General features: G+C 57.7%; 15 protein-coding genes. 5 read left to right on the top strand and 10 right to left on the bottom strand.

Features of this window, described 5'->3' with window-relative positions; translation table 11 throughout:
* Window positions 1-33: 33 nt before the first annotated feature.
* On the bottom strand, window positions 34-1113 hold the full coding sequence (locus AC5S26_RS10715) for a glycosyltransferase family 2 protein (RefSeq protein WP_494184885.1): 1080 nt from the start codon (window positions 1111-1113) through the stop codon (window positions 34-36).
* Window positions 1114-1144: 31 nt separating this feature from the next.
* Here AC5S26_RS10715 and AC5S26_RS10720 point away from each other — a divergent pair, with 31 nt between their 5' ends.
* Window positions 1145-1624, top strand: a complete 480-nt coding sequence (locus AC5S26_RS10720) for a TlpA family protein disulfide reductase (protein ID WP_494184886.1) — start codon at window positions 1145-1147, stop codon at window positions 1622-1624.
* An 8-nt stretch (window positions 1625-1632) separates the two neighbouring features.
* Here the strand turns inward: AC5S26_RS10720 and AC5S26_RS10725 are convergent, their stop codons facing one another.
* From AC5S26_RS10725 to AC5S26_RS10740, 4 genes are all read right to left on the bottom strand, one after another.
* Entirely contained in the window at window positions 1633-2241 is a 609-nt protein-coding gene (locus AC5S26_RS10725; RefSeq protein ID WP_494184887.1) for an HAD family hydrolase, read from the bottom strand.
* A 135-nt stretch (window positions 2242-2376) separates the two neighbouring features.
* Window positions 2377-3153 carry an SDR family NAD(P)-dependent oxidoreductase gene (locus tag AC5S26_RS10730; protein WP_494184888.1) on the bottom strand — a complete coding sequence of 259 codons (777 nt, stop codon included), beginning with the start codon at window positions 3151-3153 and terminating at the stop codon, window positions 2377-2379.
* A gap of 27 nt (window positions 3154-3180) precedes the next feature.
* On the bottom strand, window positions 3181-3690 hold the full coding sequence (locus AC5S26_RS10735; RefSeq protein WP_494184889.1) for a gluconokinase: 510 nt from the start codon (window positions 3688-3690) through the stop codon (window positions 3181-3183).
* A 66-nt stretch (window positions 3691-3756) separates the two neighbouring features.
* Window positions 3757-5007: a tagaturonate epimerase family protein gene (locus AC5S26_RS10740; protein ID WP_494184890.1), complete on the bottom strand. Its 1251-nt coding sequence runs from the start codon at window positions 5005-5007 to the stop codon at window positions 3757-3759.
* A gap of 276 nt (window positions 5008-5283) precedes the next feature.
* Between AC5S26_RS10740 and AC5S26_RS10745 the strand changes: the two genes are divergently transcribed.
* Complete coding sequence (locus AC5S26_RS10745; RefSeq protein WP_494184891.1) at window positions 5284-5802, top strand: PEP-CTERM sorting domain-containing protein; 519 nt, start codon at window positions 5284-5286, stop codon at window positions 5800-5802.
* 86 nt (window positions 5803-5888) lie between these two features.
* Here AC5S26_RS10745 and AC5S26_RS10750 read toward each other — a convergent pair whose 3' ends face one another.
* Window positions 5889-7163 (bottom strand): nickel-dependent putative hexonate epimerase, encoded by a 1275-nt coding sequence (locus tag AC5S26_RS10750; protein ID WP_494184892.1) that lies wholly within the window; start codon window positions 7161-7163, stop codon window positions 5889-5891.
* Window positions 7164-7225: 62 nt separating this feature from the next.
* Here AC5S26_RS10750 and AC5S26_RS10755 point away from each other — a divergent pair, with 62 nt between their 5' ends.
* Window positions 7226-7969 (top strand): dienelactone hydrolase family protein, encoded by a 744-nt coding sequence (locus tag AC5S26_RS10755; RefSeq protein ID WP_494184893.1) that lies wholly within the window; start codon window positions 7226-7228, stop codon window positions 7967-7969.
* Between the two features lie 18 nt (window positions 7970-7987).
* On the opposite strand, the gene AC5S26_RS10760 is transcribed toward AC5S26_RS10755, so the two are convergent.
* The 4 genes from AC5S26_RS10760 to AC5S26_RS10775 form a co-directional block, all read right to left on the bottom strand.
* Window positions 7988-8776, bottom strand: a complete 789-nt coding sequence (locus tag AC5S26_RS10760; RefSeq protein ID WP_494184894.1) for a CAP domain-containing protein — start codon at window positions 8774-8776, stop codon at window positions 7988-7990.
* Between the two features lie 286 nt (window positions 8777-9062).
* Window positions 9063-10031 carry a GDP-L-fucose synthase family protein gene (locus tag AC5S26_RS10765; protein ID WP_494184895.1) on the bottom strand — a complete coding sequence of 323 codons (969 nt, stop codon included), beginning with the start codon at window positions 10029-10031 and terminating at the stop codon, window positions 9063-9065.
* Window positions 10032-10050: 19 nt separating this feature from the next.
* Window positions 10051-11136 (bottom strand): GDP-mannose 4,6-dehydratase, encoded by a 1086-nt coding sequence (gmd, locus tag AC5S26_RS10770; RefSeq protein WP_494184896.1) that lies wholly within the window; start codon window positions 11134-11136, stop codon window positions 10051-10053.
* A 43-nt stretch (window positions 11137-11179) separates the two neighbouring features.
* A complete protein-coding gene (locus AC5S26_RS10775; RefSeq protein WP_494184897.1) occupies window positions 11180-12436 on the bottom strand; it encodes a glycosyltransferase WbuB in 1257 nt (418 codons plus the stop codon).
* Window positions 12437-12536: 100 nt separating this feature from the next.
* Between AC5S26_RS10775 and AC5S26_RS10780 the strand changes: the two genes are divergently transcribed.
* Window positions 12537-13361, top strand: a complete 825-nt coding sequence (locus AC5S26_RS10780; RefSeq protein WP_494184898.1) for an ABC transporter permease — start codon at window positions 12537-12539, stop codon at window positions 13359-13361.
* 490 nt (window positions 13362-13851) lie between these two features.
* On the top strand, window positions 13852-14340 hold the full coding sequence (locus AC5S26_RS10785; RefSeq protein WP_494184899.1) for a hypothetical protein: 489 nt from the start codon (window positions 13852-13854) through the stop codon (window positions 14338-14340).
* Window positions 14341-14345: the final 5 nt, after the last annotated feature.

A 14345-nucleotide genomic window follows, 5' to 3' on the forward strand; every position in this document is an offset into this window, starting at 1 on the left:
TAGACGCCTGCGTTCGCAGTGCGATATGTCGTCTCAGCGACGGGTACGATAGCTGCGCCCCTTCCAGATCACAGCCTTCCTTATTCTGTGATGCAGAGTGCTGCGAACCAGCAGAAAAACAAACAGCGGTATGCCAAGGATCGAAAGGGCGACATCCATCGCGGGAAAATTCGATCGGGCTACGCGTGCATAAAAACGCCATAATGTTCGACCCCACAACAAGATAAGTGCCCAACGCTGCCAGTCTACGAGCCATGGAATTCCAAGGGCAAGCACGGGAAGGCCAAAATAAAGAACAAGATCAAGCGTGCGCCAAGCCGCCAGGTAGATGGGCCGTGGAAACAAGACAGCGAGATTCTTCGTCCACCCTTCGATCATGTCTCCCGTGGTTCGATACATGCGCGTTGAGAGCGCATCCGGGGCGTAGCGAAAACGAATTAGCCTTTTGCTCTGCTTGACTGCCCGGGCCAGGGCGACGTCTTCCAGAACATCGGCTGCAACGGCGCGATGACCTCCAATCGCGAAATAGGCCTCACGATCGATCAAAAGAAACTGCCCATTCGCCGCAGCCAGACTCTTCCCGGGGTCATTCACCTCCGCCATGCGGTAGACGCTGGCAAGCTCTGAGAAGACCAGCGGCATCACCACGCGTTGCCAGAATCCGGTAACAATCTGGCGGGGCGAATAGGAGAGAAGAATGGAGTGATGGCGCTCCGCCTCGCGAAGCGAACGCGAGACATCGCCAGGCTCATGAATCGTATCTGCATCGGTAAACAACAGCCATCTGCCTTGGGCAACCTGAGCGGCAGCCCAGCAGGCATTATTTTTCCCGGTAAAAGCGCCTCGCTGGCTCAGATCGAGCGCTGGTGCATCCAGGATGGTGATTCCGGCATGCTGTGAGGCAAATTCAGCGGCGATCGAAGCGGTACGATCGGTCGAATCATCATTGATTACGATCAGTTCCCACTGGCGGCCAAGTTCGAAGCCCGGCTCTGATTGGCGAACGAGCGACTCCAGGCATGCAGGAAGAGAGACCTCTTCATTGCGCGCCGGAACGATTACCGAGAGCTCTCGTTCAGCACTCTCATGGCTTTTGTCCACATACTGCGTCACGATTTCGTATTATAGGAAGGTGGAGCATCAAGTGCGAAGAACGTTGGCGGGTCTTGCTTTCTTGCTATTGGTCATCGGTTGCGATCGAGGCCAGCACCCTGGCAACATCGCCAAGCTCGCGCCCCAATTCGTCCTCAGTGACGGCCCTGACACCGTCGATCTCAGCAAGCTGCGCGGCCACACTGTCATCCTCAATTTCTGGGCGACAAACTGCGCTCCCTGTATCGAAGAGCTGCCGAGCCTTCTCGAGCTTCACAGGCGAATGCCCAATATCGACATTGTCGCCATCAGTATTGATGAAGACCCGGATGCCTACCATCACTTCCTTACCCGGCACCACATTGACCTCAAGACCCTCCGCGACCCCGATCAAAAGATCAATGCCCTCTACGGCACGGCCCAGATTCCCGAAACTTACGTTATCGACAAGAACGGCGTTCTGCGTCGCAAATTCGTAAGCTCGCAGGAATGGACCAGCCCGGAGATCATGAGTTATCTGGCTAGCCTCTAGGAGGTCCGCTAGGCCTCGGTTACCTTCGGCGACCACTCCTCCCGAATATCGAACGCCCTCATTCCGGCACGTGAAGCGGCTTCAAGACCTTCAAAGGAATCTTCAAAGACAATCGCCCGCTCGGGCGTGACCCGCATCCGATCCGCGGCCTCGAGGTAGACGTCAGGAGCCGGCTTAGGACGCTTCACATCGCCAGCAGTGACAATCGTATAGAAGAGCGGACGCAGGCGAGCGGCGATCAGTGTTGCTTCGACATTCTTCCTGACGCCATTCGAAGCGACGGCCATGGGAACGGTGCCAAACCAGCGACGGGCGACATCCGTAACGATTTTGATCTCCTGGATCAAATGAAGATTCGCGAGGAATGCTTCGTTGACGCGCTCATAAAAATCCTCACGAACGAGAGATTCGACCTTGAAGTCAGCCTCGTAGGCGTCCAGAAGATCGTCCGGACCGAGGCCTTGACGGGTGCCATACCACTCTGGCGTCATGGTGAGTCCCAGGGGAGAGAGAGCCCGCTGGATTGAGTAAAGATGAGCGGGCGCGCTGTCCACAAGGGTTCCGTCGCAATCGAAGATCAGAGCGTCGAAGGTCCCTTTTTCCAGTTCAAAAGCCATTGAGAAGATTCTACCGGGCAGCTGAGATCTCGATGGCATTTGATAAAAAACAGCAAAAATGTAGCGACAATTTCCGATGAAATTGTGACGATTTGCCAATGCGGCGCGCAAGTTGCGCTACCTGTGAGCTGAAATTTACTGATTTACTCCACTAGCCAAAAAGCCCCCATCCACCACCAGAATCTCGCCGGTAACAAAGGTCGAAGCATCACTGGCCAGGAAGATAGCTGAGCCGACCAGTTCCTCAGTTTTGCCAAAGCGGCCCATGGGAGTACGCATCAGCAGTTCCTTGCCACGATCGCTCTCATCGAGCAGCTTCTGATTGAGCGCCGTGCGGAAGACTCCGGGCGCAATCGCATTCACCGTAACTCCGCGAGAGCTCCACTCGACGGCAAGCGACTTGGTAAGGGCGCCCACGGCAGCCTTGCTGGCAGCGTAAGCCGTTACTTCTTTCAAGGAGACGAATGTATTCAACGAGGCGATGTTGATGATGCGGCCGTAGCCACGCTCGAGCATGTGATGGCCAAAGATCTGACATGCGCGCAACGTCCCGGTGACATTCGTATCCATGATGTCATTCCACGTCTCTTCAGAGACCGTAAGCGTAGGTTCGCGCTTGATCTTGCCGGCAGAATTGATGAGGATATCGACCTTGCCGAACTCCTTCAGAGTTCCTGCAAGCAGGGCTTCGAGAGAGCCCCGATCGCCCACGTCGGACGTGAGACGGAGAGCGCGGCGGCCCTTGGACTCAATAGCCCGTGCAGCTTCCTCAACCTGTTCGGCTCGGCGGGAGGTTGCGACCACATCGGCTCCGGACTCAGCGAGGCCGACTGCCATCGCCAGTCCAATGCCTGAGGTTCCGCCTACTACAACCGCCGTTTTGCCGGTCAGATCAAATAATGGGTGCGCCATGAAATTCTTCCTCTCCTGCCTTTAGGTTCACTTGGCAGCTTTCGCTGCGGTTGGGATCTTTTTGAGAATGCTATCGACAACCTTGTCGGGAGTCCGATCATTCACTATACGCAAAGCATCGGCCGGCGGCTCGAGAGCGCTGAACTGGCTCTGGAGCAGATTCGGGTTCATGAACTCATGATGGCGCCCCGCAAGCCGTTTCGTAATCTCCTCCGCCGAAAGATCCAGCCACACAAAGGTGACAGCTCCAACCGGTAGATCGGTAGAAAGAGTCTCACGATACTTCTGCTTGAGAGCCGAACAGGCAAGCACACCGCTCTTCCCTTCCTCGAACCATCCACGCATCAGACGGTTGAGCGTCTCGAGCCAGGGTTGACGATCCTCATCATTCAGCGGATGCCCCGCTGCCATCTTTTCTTTATTGGCAGCGGGATGATAGTCATCGGCGTCTGCAAAGATGGCTCCGGAACGCTTGGCAAGAAGCTCGCCGATGGTGGTCTTACCGGATCCGCTGACACCCATCAGTACAACGATCATTCGTTCCAGAGTCCTTTCCGGGCACTGATATCTGGACAATATCTCCAGATATTCTCTCAGTTATTTTTATCCCAGAAAGACAGGACGGATGTGTCGATCAAAGAGATTCGTCGTCACATTTCTAGCGACACTCTCTTCATTGGACTCAAGCGCCTTCAGGTAGCGGTCGCCCATCTTGGCGGCGACCTTGAAGCCTACGTGAAGCAGTTGGCGAAGGCTGGGATTGTAGGCTGGGTTGCTCTGATCGTGACGAAGCGCGGAGACGAACTGCTCGCTGGTCCAACTATCGACGGCTTCAGGCGTCGGCAACTTCGCCGGGTCAATATCAATGACTGTGGCGTACGGGGCGCAAAGCTCCTCGCGGTGGCCATAGGCCTCGCGATAGACCTCTTTGGCGATCTCAAGACCGTTCCCACCCGCTTCCGCAAGGCCGATAATCTCCTCCAGCCATGTGGTTCCGGCGGTCTTCAGATGCACACCCGCTCCCGAACTGGTAACCGCGTCGTGAATCGACTTGTAAATTGAGAACTTGTCCGATCCGGAATGGACGCTGAGCTTCAGGTTCACAGGCAGTCCATATTTCTGCACTGCAAAGGCGATTGCGGCAATGTCCTCCCGAAACTCACGGGCGAACTGGGCGACGTCACCGACATAGTCCACACCCTTGTTGAAGCGTCCGGTGAACTTGGGCGCGATCGTCTGAATCGGGATCTTCTCGTCGGCAATAGCAGCAAGAATAATCAGCAACTCCACCGGCGTCTGCGGCGAATCGGTCTCGTCCATCGAGACTTCGGGAACGAAATTGCCGTCTCCCTTCTTCTCTACCAGGAAGCGATAAATGCGGCCTGCATCCTGAACCGCAGCGAGGAATTTATTGGCCACTGCGGTAACGAACGCCTCATCCGTGTGGAAGGGCTCGGTGATACCGGGGATGGCTACCTTCCCGATGAGTTCAGGATGCCGTCCGACAAAGGCCTTCACGTCGGCAGCGTCGGCGGGCTTACCGATCATCTCGGCGACATCGAGGGTGAAGAAATCACAAGGCGCAAGGAAGCGCTCAACCGTAGAAAGATTGATGTGGTCAGCGTCCAGATAGAAAGGCGCGTTCCAGCCAAGTTCTTTGACCGCCGCATCGGCCGCTTTGCGAGTCTGGGAGGGATCGCTGCCGATGATATTGTGCTCGCGATTCGACTTATTCCAGACCGGTACCGCCTCGATTCCGGCATTCTTCGCCTGAATGCACGCAGCAAGCTGCGCCTTCGCCTGGTGGGCGAAACGGTCGCCTACCCCTATCGAAAACCTCGGAAGCTGTTTCATCAACTCATTCACCCATCAGTAGATATTGGTCCAACCAATCATATGCCTATCATCCTGATTTAGGCAATCCAGGGCATGATTTAGGCAATCAAGGCAGTCATTTGTAAAAATTTGCACCTGGAATTCTCTCGAGACAACCCATTGCATCCAACCTGGGTAGTAAACATAGCTCTATCCATGAGTTCCATCCATTCTCTTCAAAGTCCGCGACCTGCTTGCGGACGATTCCGATGCTTGTCTGCCGAAAATCAAACTGTTGAAAGGGCCACCTCCCCAATGACTCACATTCGTTTTCGTCTGTTCGCCATCGTCGCAACTCTCGCAGCTTCATCGCTTATAGCGCACGCCGATACGTTCAACTTCTCCGTTAACGGCAGCGCTGGAGGGTTTAGTGGTTCGGGTATTCTCACAGCGTCGGACAATGGTTCCGGAGATTTTGTAATCACTGGAATTACTGGCACCGGCGTTACAGGTCTCATCGCACCGAATGGCTTCAATGGCAATGACAACCTACTGTTTCCCTCCAGCCAGCCCACACTCGATTCACACGGCTTCAGCTTTACCGCTGCAAACGGTCCTGATCAATTCGACGTTAATATCTTCAACGATGGAACAGGCTACTTCGCCTTCTTCCGGGATGAGGACGCATTCACGGATACGATCCCGGTCTCCTTCGAAACCAGTTCAACCACTTCCCCCGTCCCCGAACCCTCGACGCTGGTTCTGATCGGTATGGGCCTTCTAGGCGCTGCCGGTACAGTTCGCAGAAAAGCTGGTCAGAATCCGTCTTTGTAAGACGATCAGCAGAAGAGCAGAAGAAAGGGAGGCCAAGGCCTCCCTTTCTTTGTTAATTCAAGTCAGATGCGAATCGTTCCCTGCAGCTACTCTTTGAAGCGCCCCCGGTACGCCCACAGACCCAGGCCCGGGTTAGAGATATAAAAGATCTCTTCGCCATCGACGTTGTTCCAGCCATCCTTGAGAACATCGGGGTTGTACTTAGCCGTCATCTCCGCGAGATCGCCATACTGGAAGTGGACGCTCTCGATCTCTTCGCGCGTGAGATGCCCAGGGCAGTAGCGAATGGTGAAGCGGCCTTCGGAGGATCCGTGGATCAAATGCGCCGCCGCGCTGAGATTTCCAGCCAGAGTCGGATCCTCTTTGACCAGCGCGAGAGTTCGTGGCGTACCGCAATAACCGTATCGACGAATCAGTTTGTCGATGGCGCCATCCTCTCCAAATTCATGTACACCCGGCGCCAGTACGATGAGCTCGGCGCCGTCGGCGAGAGCCATACGGGTGCGATAGACGCTCTTGTTTCCGAGCCAGGTGCTGCGGAACTCGTGCGGATCGAGGAAGACGACCGCTTTTTTGATCTCGCGATCGAGCATCTGGAAATTGACCTGAAGCGAGAGCGCCGCGGCGAGGTTGAAGCATTCAACATCGTCACCGATGTAGAGGCCACGAACAGCGAGCTTGCCTGCCTCATTCTTGCCGACGACGGTCTGCACATAGACGATAGGCAGGTTGCGCGCAAAGTTATCGCTCGCGTAGTTGAGAACCCGGCGAACAGGTGTATCCGCACGGCCCATCATGCGCTCCATCCCGTAGACCGCACCCAGGAAGTGTGAGCGATGAATTCCGATAGAGCCGCCAGTGCCGACGAAGATGTTCTTGTTGTAGTTGGCCATGCCCACAACCTCGTGAGGCACTACCTGCCCGATGGACAGAATCAAGTCATGGCCGCCATCGCGAAGCAGCTTGTTTACCTGCGCGGGCCAGGGGTAATCCACCTTCCCTTCCGAAACGTCATACAAGAAGGAACCGGGAACCTCGCCGAGGGTGACAACGTCGTTTCTCCAGTCATGCACACGGAAGAGGTCTCGCGGCGTCTTGCCGTACATGGTCGCGATCTCAGAGTCGGTCATCCCTTTGTGAGTGCCAAGTGCCGGGAGAACGTCGGTCAAACGATCGCCATAATACTGCCAGGCGAGTTCAGTCAAAGCTCCTGCCTGAGAGTGGAAGCGAGTGAAATCCGGGGGAACGGCTAGAACTTTCTTTTTGCTGCCGATGGCATCCAATGCGGAGAAGAGGGCGGCGCGGAGGTCGTCCGCCGACATCTCGGTGGTCGGACTTCCGGCGGAAAAATAAAGGCTCATGAGAGTCCATCTTACGCCGCGAAACCACGTGGTAAAACCAATTTGCGAATCAGGAGAAGCAAATGACGGAGCAGGATCTCGAGCTTACGGTTCCGGATGGAACAGTTGATGCAGTGTTGTTTACGGTCGAGAACGGGAAGCCGCTTCCCGGCGTCCTCTTCATTCCCACGATCGGGAGCATCAGCGAAAGCATGCGGGAGATGGCGCGCCGCCTGGCCGCAGAGGGATATACCGTGCTGATGCCGAATCCGTTTTACCGGACGAGCAGGCCTCCGGTGTTTTCGTTTCCACGCAAGCCGGACGATCCCGCAACGATGAAGAGGATGGGCGAGCTGATCGCGCCGTTGACTCCTGAGGGCCTCGAGAAAGATCTCGCAGTTTATGTCGACACGCTGAACTCACAGCCCACGACGGCAAAGGGAAAGATCGGCATTGTAGGATTCTGCATCGGCGGCGGCATTGCGTTGCGTGGTGCAGCGGTGAGACCCGAGGCGGTTGCCGCCGTTGCCTCGTTCCACGGAGGAGGGCTGTACAAGGCGAACGATCCCGCGAGCCCGCATCTCGTGCTGCCTCGGGTGAAGGCGAGACTTTATTTGGGCCACGCCACCGACGACAAGAGCATGGACGCCGACGCGATCACGGAGTTTACCAAGGCTCTGAACCAATGGAATGGACGATTTGAGAGCGAGATCTTTGAAGGCGCGCATCACGGCTGGACGGTGCCGGATAGCCCTGCCTACAACCAGCCGCAGGCAGAGCGAGCGTATACGAAGCTGACGGCACTCTTCCGCGAGTCGCTTGGCTAAGATCAGTGAACGCGAAGATCAGGGGTACAGGAGGACGGCAATGTTGTAGGCCGTGAAGGGACCGCTGCTGCTGTCCTGACAGGCTCCGACGACTGCCTGACGGTACTTGCCGGAACGGATGCGACTCTCAAGCTGGCTTGGGAGCCGGTCCAGACGGTCTGCGTTATAGCGCATGATGAACCATGGCTTTTGCCGTCCGGGAAAACCGGAGTCCATGCTGCAGGCCAGCCGGGCCTGGGCGAGGGTCGAGGTGTGGCCGTTGGGTCCGACCTCAAGACCGGTGCGGGAGAGCAGTTCGGTGACCGCCTCCTCTTGACGGTTGAAGCTGAGAGTTTCGACGGTAGAGGCGAAGTCCTCGACCGCATAGTACTGGCCATTGCGAACCACAATCGCGATTCCAATGACGTTGACCTTAGGATCGAGCAGGTTTTCTCGATGCCCTTTGGAGTGCATCCACAGGTCGTGAAACATGGAGGCGTTAGGAGCTTCGGCAACATTCTCCGAGATGAGGGAGAAGTGCACGCCGGCGCTTGAGCCGCGCTGTGAAAGATCGGGCTCACCAGAAAACTGGTGCGAGATGTTGGCATGGGCTGCCATTTGCAGCGCATGAAAGCGGGCGGCCTCGGCCAGAACGGGATCGAAACGGACCTGGGAAATTCCGCGTGCAGCGCGTTCACGATTAGCTGCCGTGAGCAGCATCTGTTCGGCGTTCACGCTGGGACGGGGCAGAGGGCTAGGGATGGAAGCTGCCGCTCCATAGACGGGAAGCGGGGCTAGCGCAGTCAGGAGCAGGGTGATATGGAACAAGAAGTTTCGCGAAGCTGCCGCGCGACGACTCTGAAAAGAAGTCTTCGTGAAAAGCCTGATTCGTTCTGAGGAGTTCTGGTCCATCTGCCTGACTTTCGATCGGTTCGGCCCTTCGAAGTGGCTTATCGACCGGTCTGCTCCCGATGTTAGGGAGGGGGACAGACGGAGGTAATCCCACTTTCGTGGCAGACGAGATCAAAGGCAGAGAAGGCATCAGGCGAGAAACAAAAGAGATGCGAAAACCGCACCTCTTTATATCTCAATTGGGGGATGTTCGTCCCAAAATTTAGGAGGCGGCAGGTAACCGATCGCGTACCTCATCCCAGGTACGCCGAATTCCGGCTTCGAGGCCGGTGGTATGGCGCCAGCCGAGATTGTGGAGGCGGGTTACGTCCATGAGCTTGCGCGGGGTTCCATCGGGCTTGCTGGTGTCGAATTCGAGCGATCCCTTGAACCCGAGCACCCTGGCCACGGTCTCCGCCAACTCGCGGATAGTGACGTCTTCGCCGGTCCCGATGTTGATGAGCGGCGGGTCGTTTTCGGTGAAGAGCGTGTTGTAGCGCTCGTCTTCGAGGGTCATCAAAAAGACACATGCCTGGGCGAGGTCGTCCGAGTAAAGAAGCTCGCGGCGCGGAGTGCCACTTCCCCAGACGGTAACGGAAGGGGCTCCGGTGCGGACGGCATCGGCTGTCTTCCGCATGAGCGCCGGCAGGACGTGGGAGTTGGCAAGGTCGTAGTTGTCGCCAGGACCGTAGAGATTGGTCGGCATGGCGGCGAGGTAACGGGTGCCGTACTGGCGGTTGTAGCTCCAGCACATCTCGATGCCGGCGATCTTCGCGAGCGCATAGGGACGGTTGGTGGGTTCAAGCGGCCCTGTGAGGAGCGAAGATTCGGGCATGGGCTGCGGGGCGAGCTTGGGATAGATGCAGGAGGAGCCGAGGAAGAGCAGGCGCTTGACGTCGTTCCTGTAACTGGCGTCGATGATGTTGGTCTGCAGGATGAGGTTGTCGCGGATGAAGTCTGCGGGGTAGGTATTGTTGGCGAGGATTCCCCCAACCTTGGCCGCGGCGAGGAAGACGTACTCCGGCTTTTCGGCTACGAAGAACTCGTTGACAGCCTCGGTGTCAAGCAGATCAAGCTCGGCACGGGGGCGGGTGAGAACGTGGGTGTAGCCGAGGCGCGTCAGCTCGCGATGGATAGCCGAGCCGACGAGGCCACGATGACCGGCGATGAAGATGCGTGAATCTTTTTTCATGGGGAGTAGCCTGCCTCGTTTAGGTTTCGCGGACGTTATAAGCTTCGAAGCCGTGCTGACGAACCAGCGCGTCGCGCTGAGCGGATTTGAGATCGGCCTCGACCATCTCGTCGACAAGCTGCTCGAAGCTGGTTCGCGGGGTCCATCCGAGCTCGCGCTGAGCCTTGCCGGGATCTCCGAGAAGCGTTTCGACCTCAGTGGGACGGAAGTAGCGAGGATCGACGGCTACGACGAGCTTTCCATCGCGATCGTAGGCCTTTTCCTCGACGCCGCTTCCCTTCCAGACAAGATCAAGCTCGAGGCGTTTGGCGCATCGCTGAACGAACTCGCGCACGCTGTACTGGTGGCCGGTGGCGATGACGAAGTCCTGCGGCTTTTCCTGCTGCAACATAAGCCACTGCATCTCGACGTAGTCCCGGGCATGGCCCCAGTCGCGTTTGGCATCCAGGTTTCCGAGAAAGAGGGTGTCCTGCAGGCCGACCTTGATTCGGGAGAGCCCGCGGGTAATCTTGCGTGTGACGAAGGTCTCGCCGCGCAGGGGCGATTCGTGGTTGAAGAGGATACCGTTGCAGGCAAAGATGCCATAGGCCTCGCGGTAGTTGACGCAGATCCAGAAGGCATACATTTTTGCGACCGCGTAGGGAGAGCGTGGGTAGAAGGGCGTGGTCTCGCGCTGAGGAATCTCCTGGACGAGGCCGTAGAGCTCGGAGGTCGAGGCCTGGTAGAACTTCGTCTTCTTCTCGAGCCCGAGGATACGGATGGCTTCAAGAAGGCGCAGGGGACCCATGGCGTCGGCGTCGGCGGTGTACTCGGGCTGTTCGAAGGAGACCTGTACGTGGGACTGAGCGCCGAGATTGTAGATCTCGTCGGGCTGAACCTTCTGGACGATATGGATGAGCGACGAAGAGTCGGTCAGGTCACCATAGTGAAGAATGAATTGAGGATCGGGATTATGCGGATCCTCGTAGATGTGGTCGATGCGGTTCGTATTGAACAGCGAGGCACGCCGCTTGATGCCGTGAACCTCATAGCCTTTGGCGAGAAGAAACTGGGCAAGGTATGCTCCGTCCTGGCCGGTGACTCCTGTAATTAGGGCTCTCTTCAAACGATGTCTCTCCTTTTGCGATCTGGGGTGGGCTTAAATCAGTTTAGCCGATGCCTGTGACTAGACCTTCAACATCGCGCTCAAACTGAGCGAGGACCTGCTGCCGGCCAAGATGCTGGACCGCATAACTCCGCGCGTTGGCTCCAAGCCGCATACGCAGCCCTGGATCCGCGATCAGGCGCTCTACCGCAGCATGAAGTGCGATCGGGTCCTCGGCAGGGACGACAAGACCGCAGGCTTGCTCGGGCGACGCTCCACTGACCACGCGGGCCACCTGCGTCCCTTCATCTGACGTCGCGATCACGGGGCGTCCGCTCGAGAGCATGCCGGTCAGCTTGGAAGGCATGACGAGATCGGCGGCCCCACCCCGCTGCGGAAGCAGGTGGATATCGGCAGCATTCAGAAGATCGTTCAATCGCTCGAACGGCTGCAGAGGAAGCAGCGTCACGTTGGGTCGCTTGGCGACCAAAGTCTCCAACGTGGGACGGAAGGCTCCGTCGCCGCAAAAGAGGAAGTGGACGCGGGAGTCGCGTTCAAAGGACTCCGCCAGCGGCGCGAGCAGTTCCAGCCCCTGCTTGGCTCCCATGTTGCCGGAGTAGAGCAGGATCATCTTCCCATCGAGCCCCAGCTCGCTGCGGAAGGAGTTGGACGAGGCATTGTCTTGCGGATGGACTGCGTCGACATCGACCCAGTTAGGAAAGAGAGTCACTCGCTCGGGAGGAACGCCCTTGCTCTCGGCGCGCTCGACCATCTTGTGCGAGATGCTGGAGACGCGCGTGAAGGCACGGGTGAAGGCCTGCTCCAGCCCCAGCGCGATCGCATGGACCGGGCCATGCGCGGGCAGCAGGCCGAGGTCGAAGGCTGCGTCTATCTCGAAGTCCTGTACGTGGAGCCAGGAGGCGGCTCCGGTCGCTCGAGCAACCAGAAGAGCCAATGGAGCGCCGAAGAAGGTCGGCTCGACCGTGAAGATGACGTCGGGCTTCCAGAAGCACTGGCGAAGCATCACCGGAAGGCTCCCGAGCATAAACGAAAACAGGTGCACCATGCGCTTGAGGCCGGTGGGCTTCGCGGGAACGTAGAGCGGGGTCCGGTACACCAACGGCTCACCCGGCTGGTGTTCCGTTCGGTACAGCTTGCCGCGGTAGTCCTCGCGGATGCTCCAGGCAGGATAGTAGGGCGGCGCGGTTACGACGCGGACCTCGTGGCCGCGCCGGGCGAGCCAGGAGGACATTTCACCGGTATATTTTCCGATCCCTGTCAGTTCTGGGGAGTAGTTGAGGCCGTAGATCAGAATTCGCACTTTATTGCAGTGTACCGAAGGAGTGTTGCTGACAGATTCCTTCTTGCATTCGCGACGGTTGCGGCTTCATGCTGATGGAGTGGAAGGTTTGTTGAGTCGAATGAATCAGCACCCTCTGGCTGCGGTCGGGGTCGGGTTGTTGATCGTGTTCTTGATTTGCGCGGTGTTTGCACCGTGGCTGGCACCGGACGATCCGGCAGCGCTCGATCTGCATGGGCGGCTGCTAGGACCGAGCGGGTCGCATTGGTTCGGAACCGATGAGCTGGGACGCGATATTCTTTCGCGCACTCTCTATGGGGCACGCATCTCGTTGATCGTCGCGGTGAGTGTGGTCGGGCTCTCGCTGGCCATCGGGCTGGTGGCCGGTTGTGCTGCCGGTTTTTACGGCGGGTGGCTGGATACTGCGATCAATGTTTACGTGATGAATGCGTTTCTGGCTCTGCCCGGCATCCTGCTGGCGATTGCGTTTGTCGCCTTCATGGGGCCGGGATTGTGGAACGTAATCGTGGCGCTGGCGATCTCCGGCTGGGTCGGCTATGCGCGACTGGTCCGCGGACAGGTGATGGCGGTCAAGGAACGCGAGTTTGTAGAGGCAGCGCGAGCGCTTGGAGCCTCGGATCTGCGGATTCTCGGGCGTCACATCCTACCGAACATCCTTCAGCCGTTGATCGTGCAGGCGGCGATCGGAATGGCGACGGCCGTAATGGCGGAGGCCACCCTGAGCTTCCTTGGCCTCGGGGTTCCTCCACCCGCAGCGAGTTGGGGAGCGATGCTGAACGACGCCAGGTCGCATCTGTTCGACTCGCCGCACATGGTCTTCTTTCCCGCTATGGCGGTGATGCTGTGTGTGCTCTCGTTCAACTTCATCGGAGACGCGCTGAGGGATTACATGGATCCACGGACCCGGCTGCGAGTCGGGCTATAGTACCCTCCCCCCGTCAATCTTGCGCAAAGTCTTGGAATCATTATGGTTAGGTCCGGACCTCGATTTCCTGGGTCGGGTCGGTTTCAATTCTTGCCCCTGTATTCAAGTTTACTGAAACCGTGAGGGTGAATCGGCGGATTAATTTTCTTTGTTTTGTTGATGTTACGGGGATTTTCGCTTGACAGGTTTGGAGAATGGATCGCGCTTTTTTGTGCGATGGCTAATCCAGGGCGCTACGCGGAGAAGATGGGGTACCTGATCTCAAATTCTCTGTCAAAGCCGTGGCGAATAAGACGGTGAAGGCGACACGGGCGAAATACAGGGATTCCTCGGCTCGCTGCGCTCGCTCGGAATGACGTTTATGGGTTTTCGCTGCACTCGTTCGGAGTGGCGGCATGAGTTTCGCAGCGCTCGCTTGGAATGACGGCATGGGTTGGATAGAGGAGTTCTCGCGTATGCTGAGCGATATTGCTTTCAAAGGGGGTGGGTCTTGAGGAAGATCACGATTGCACAGGATGAGGGGAAGATCACAGAGTCCGGTTCCTGGCTGGACCTGGAGAAGATTGCCATCGTGGAGATCAGCTCAGAAGACCAGGCCTTTCCAATCGAGTATGCGTTGGGCGGGGCCGCGGGCGAGGCCGCTACGAAGGGATGGCGAGCGGCGGCTCCGGGGCCGCAGAGGATCCGTATTCTGTTCGATCAGCCGCAGGCGATCCGGCGGATTCAGCTTAATTTTGTCGATCCTGTCTCCGAGCGGTCTCAGGAGTTCTCGATTGTGGCGTTCGCCGGGGGTGAGTTGCGCGAAGTAGCTCGTCAGCAGTGGAACTTCTCTCCACAGGGAGCGACGGAGGAGCTTGAGGATTACAGAGTGGAGCTGGACGGGGTGACGGCGCTCGAGCTGCGGGTCGATCCGGACCGCAGCCACGATCCGAAGCAGAGCCAGCACGTGGCCTCGTTGCAGCGGCTGAGGCTGGCGTAGCGGTT

Source organism: Edaphobacter sp. FHG110511_03 (assembly GCF_059115365.1).

Bases quoted from the DNA above. Each gene is read 5' to 3' on its own strand.
- AC5S26_RS10725 (WP_494184887.1), bottom strand. From the start codon at position 2,241: ATGGCTTTTGAACTGGAAAAAGGGACCTTCGACGCTCTGATCTTCGAT.
- AC5S26_RS10730 (WP_494184888.1), bottom strand. From the start codon at position 3,153: ATGGCGCACCCATTATTTGATCTGACCGGCAAAACGGCGGTTGTAGTA.
- AC5S26_RS10735 (WP_494184889.1), bottom strand. From the start codon at position 3,690: ATGATCGTTGTACTGATGGGTGTCAGCGGATCCGGTAAGACCACCATC.
- AC5S26_RS10740 (WP_494184890.1), bottom strand. From the start codon at position 5,007: ATGAAACAGCTTCCGAGGTTTTCGATAGGGGTAGGCGACCGTTTCGCC.
- AC5S26_RS10745 (WP_494184891.1), top strand. From the start codon at position 5,284: ATGACTCACATTCGTTTTCGTCTGTTCGCCATCGTCGCAACTCTCGCA.
- AC5S26_RS10750 (WP_494184892.1), bottom strand. From the start codon at position 7,163: ATGAGCCTTTATTTTTCCGCCGGAAGTCCGACCACCGAGATGTCGGCG.
- AC5S26_RS10755 (WP_494184893.1), top strand. From the start codon at position 7,226: ATGACGGAGCAGGATCTCGAGCTTACGGTTCCGGATGGAACAGTTGAT.
- AC5S26_RS10765 (WP_494184895.1), bottom strand. From the start codon at position 10,031: ATGAAAAAAGATTCACGCATCTTCATCGCCGGTCATCGTGGCCTCGTC.
- AC5S26_RS10780 (WP_494184898.1), top strand. From the start codon at position 12,537: ATGAATCAGCACCCTCTGGCTGCGGTCGGGGTCGGGTTGTTGATCGTG.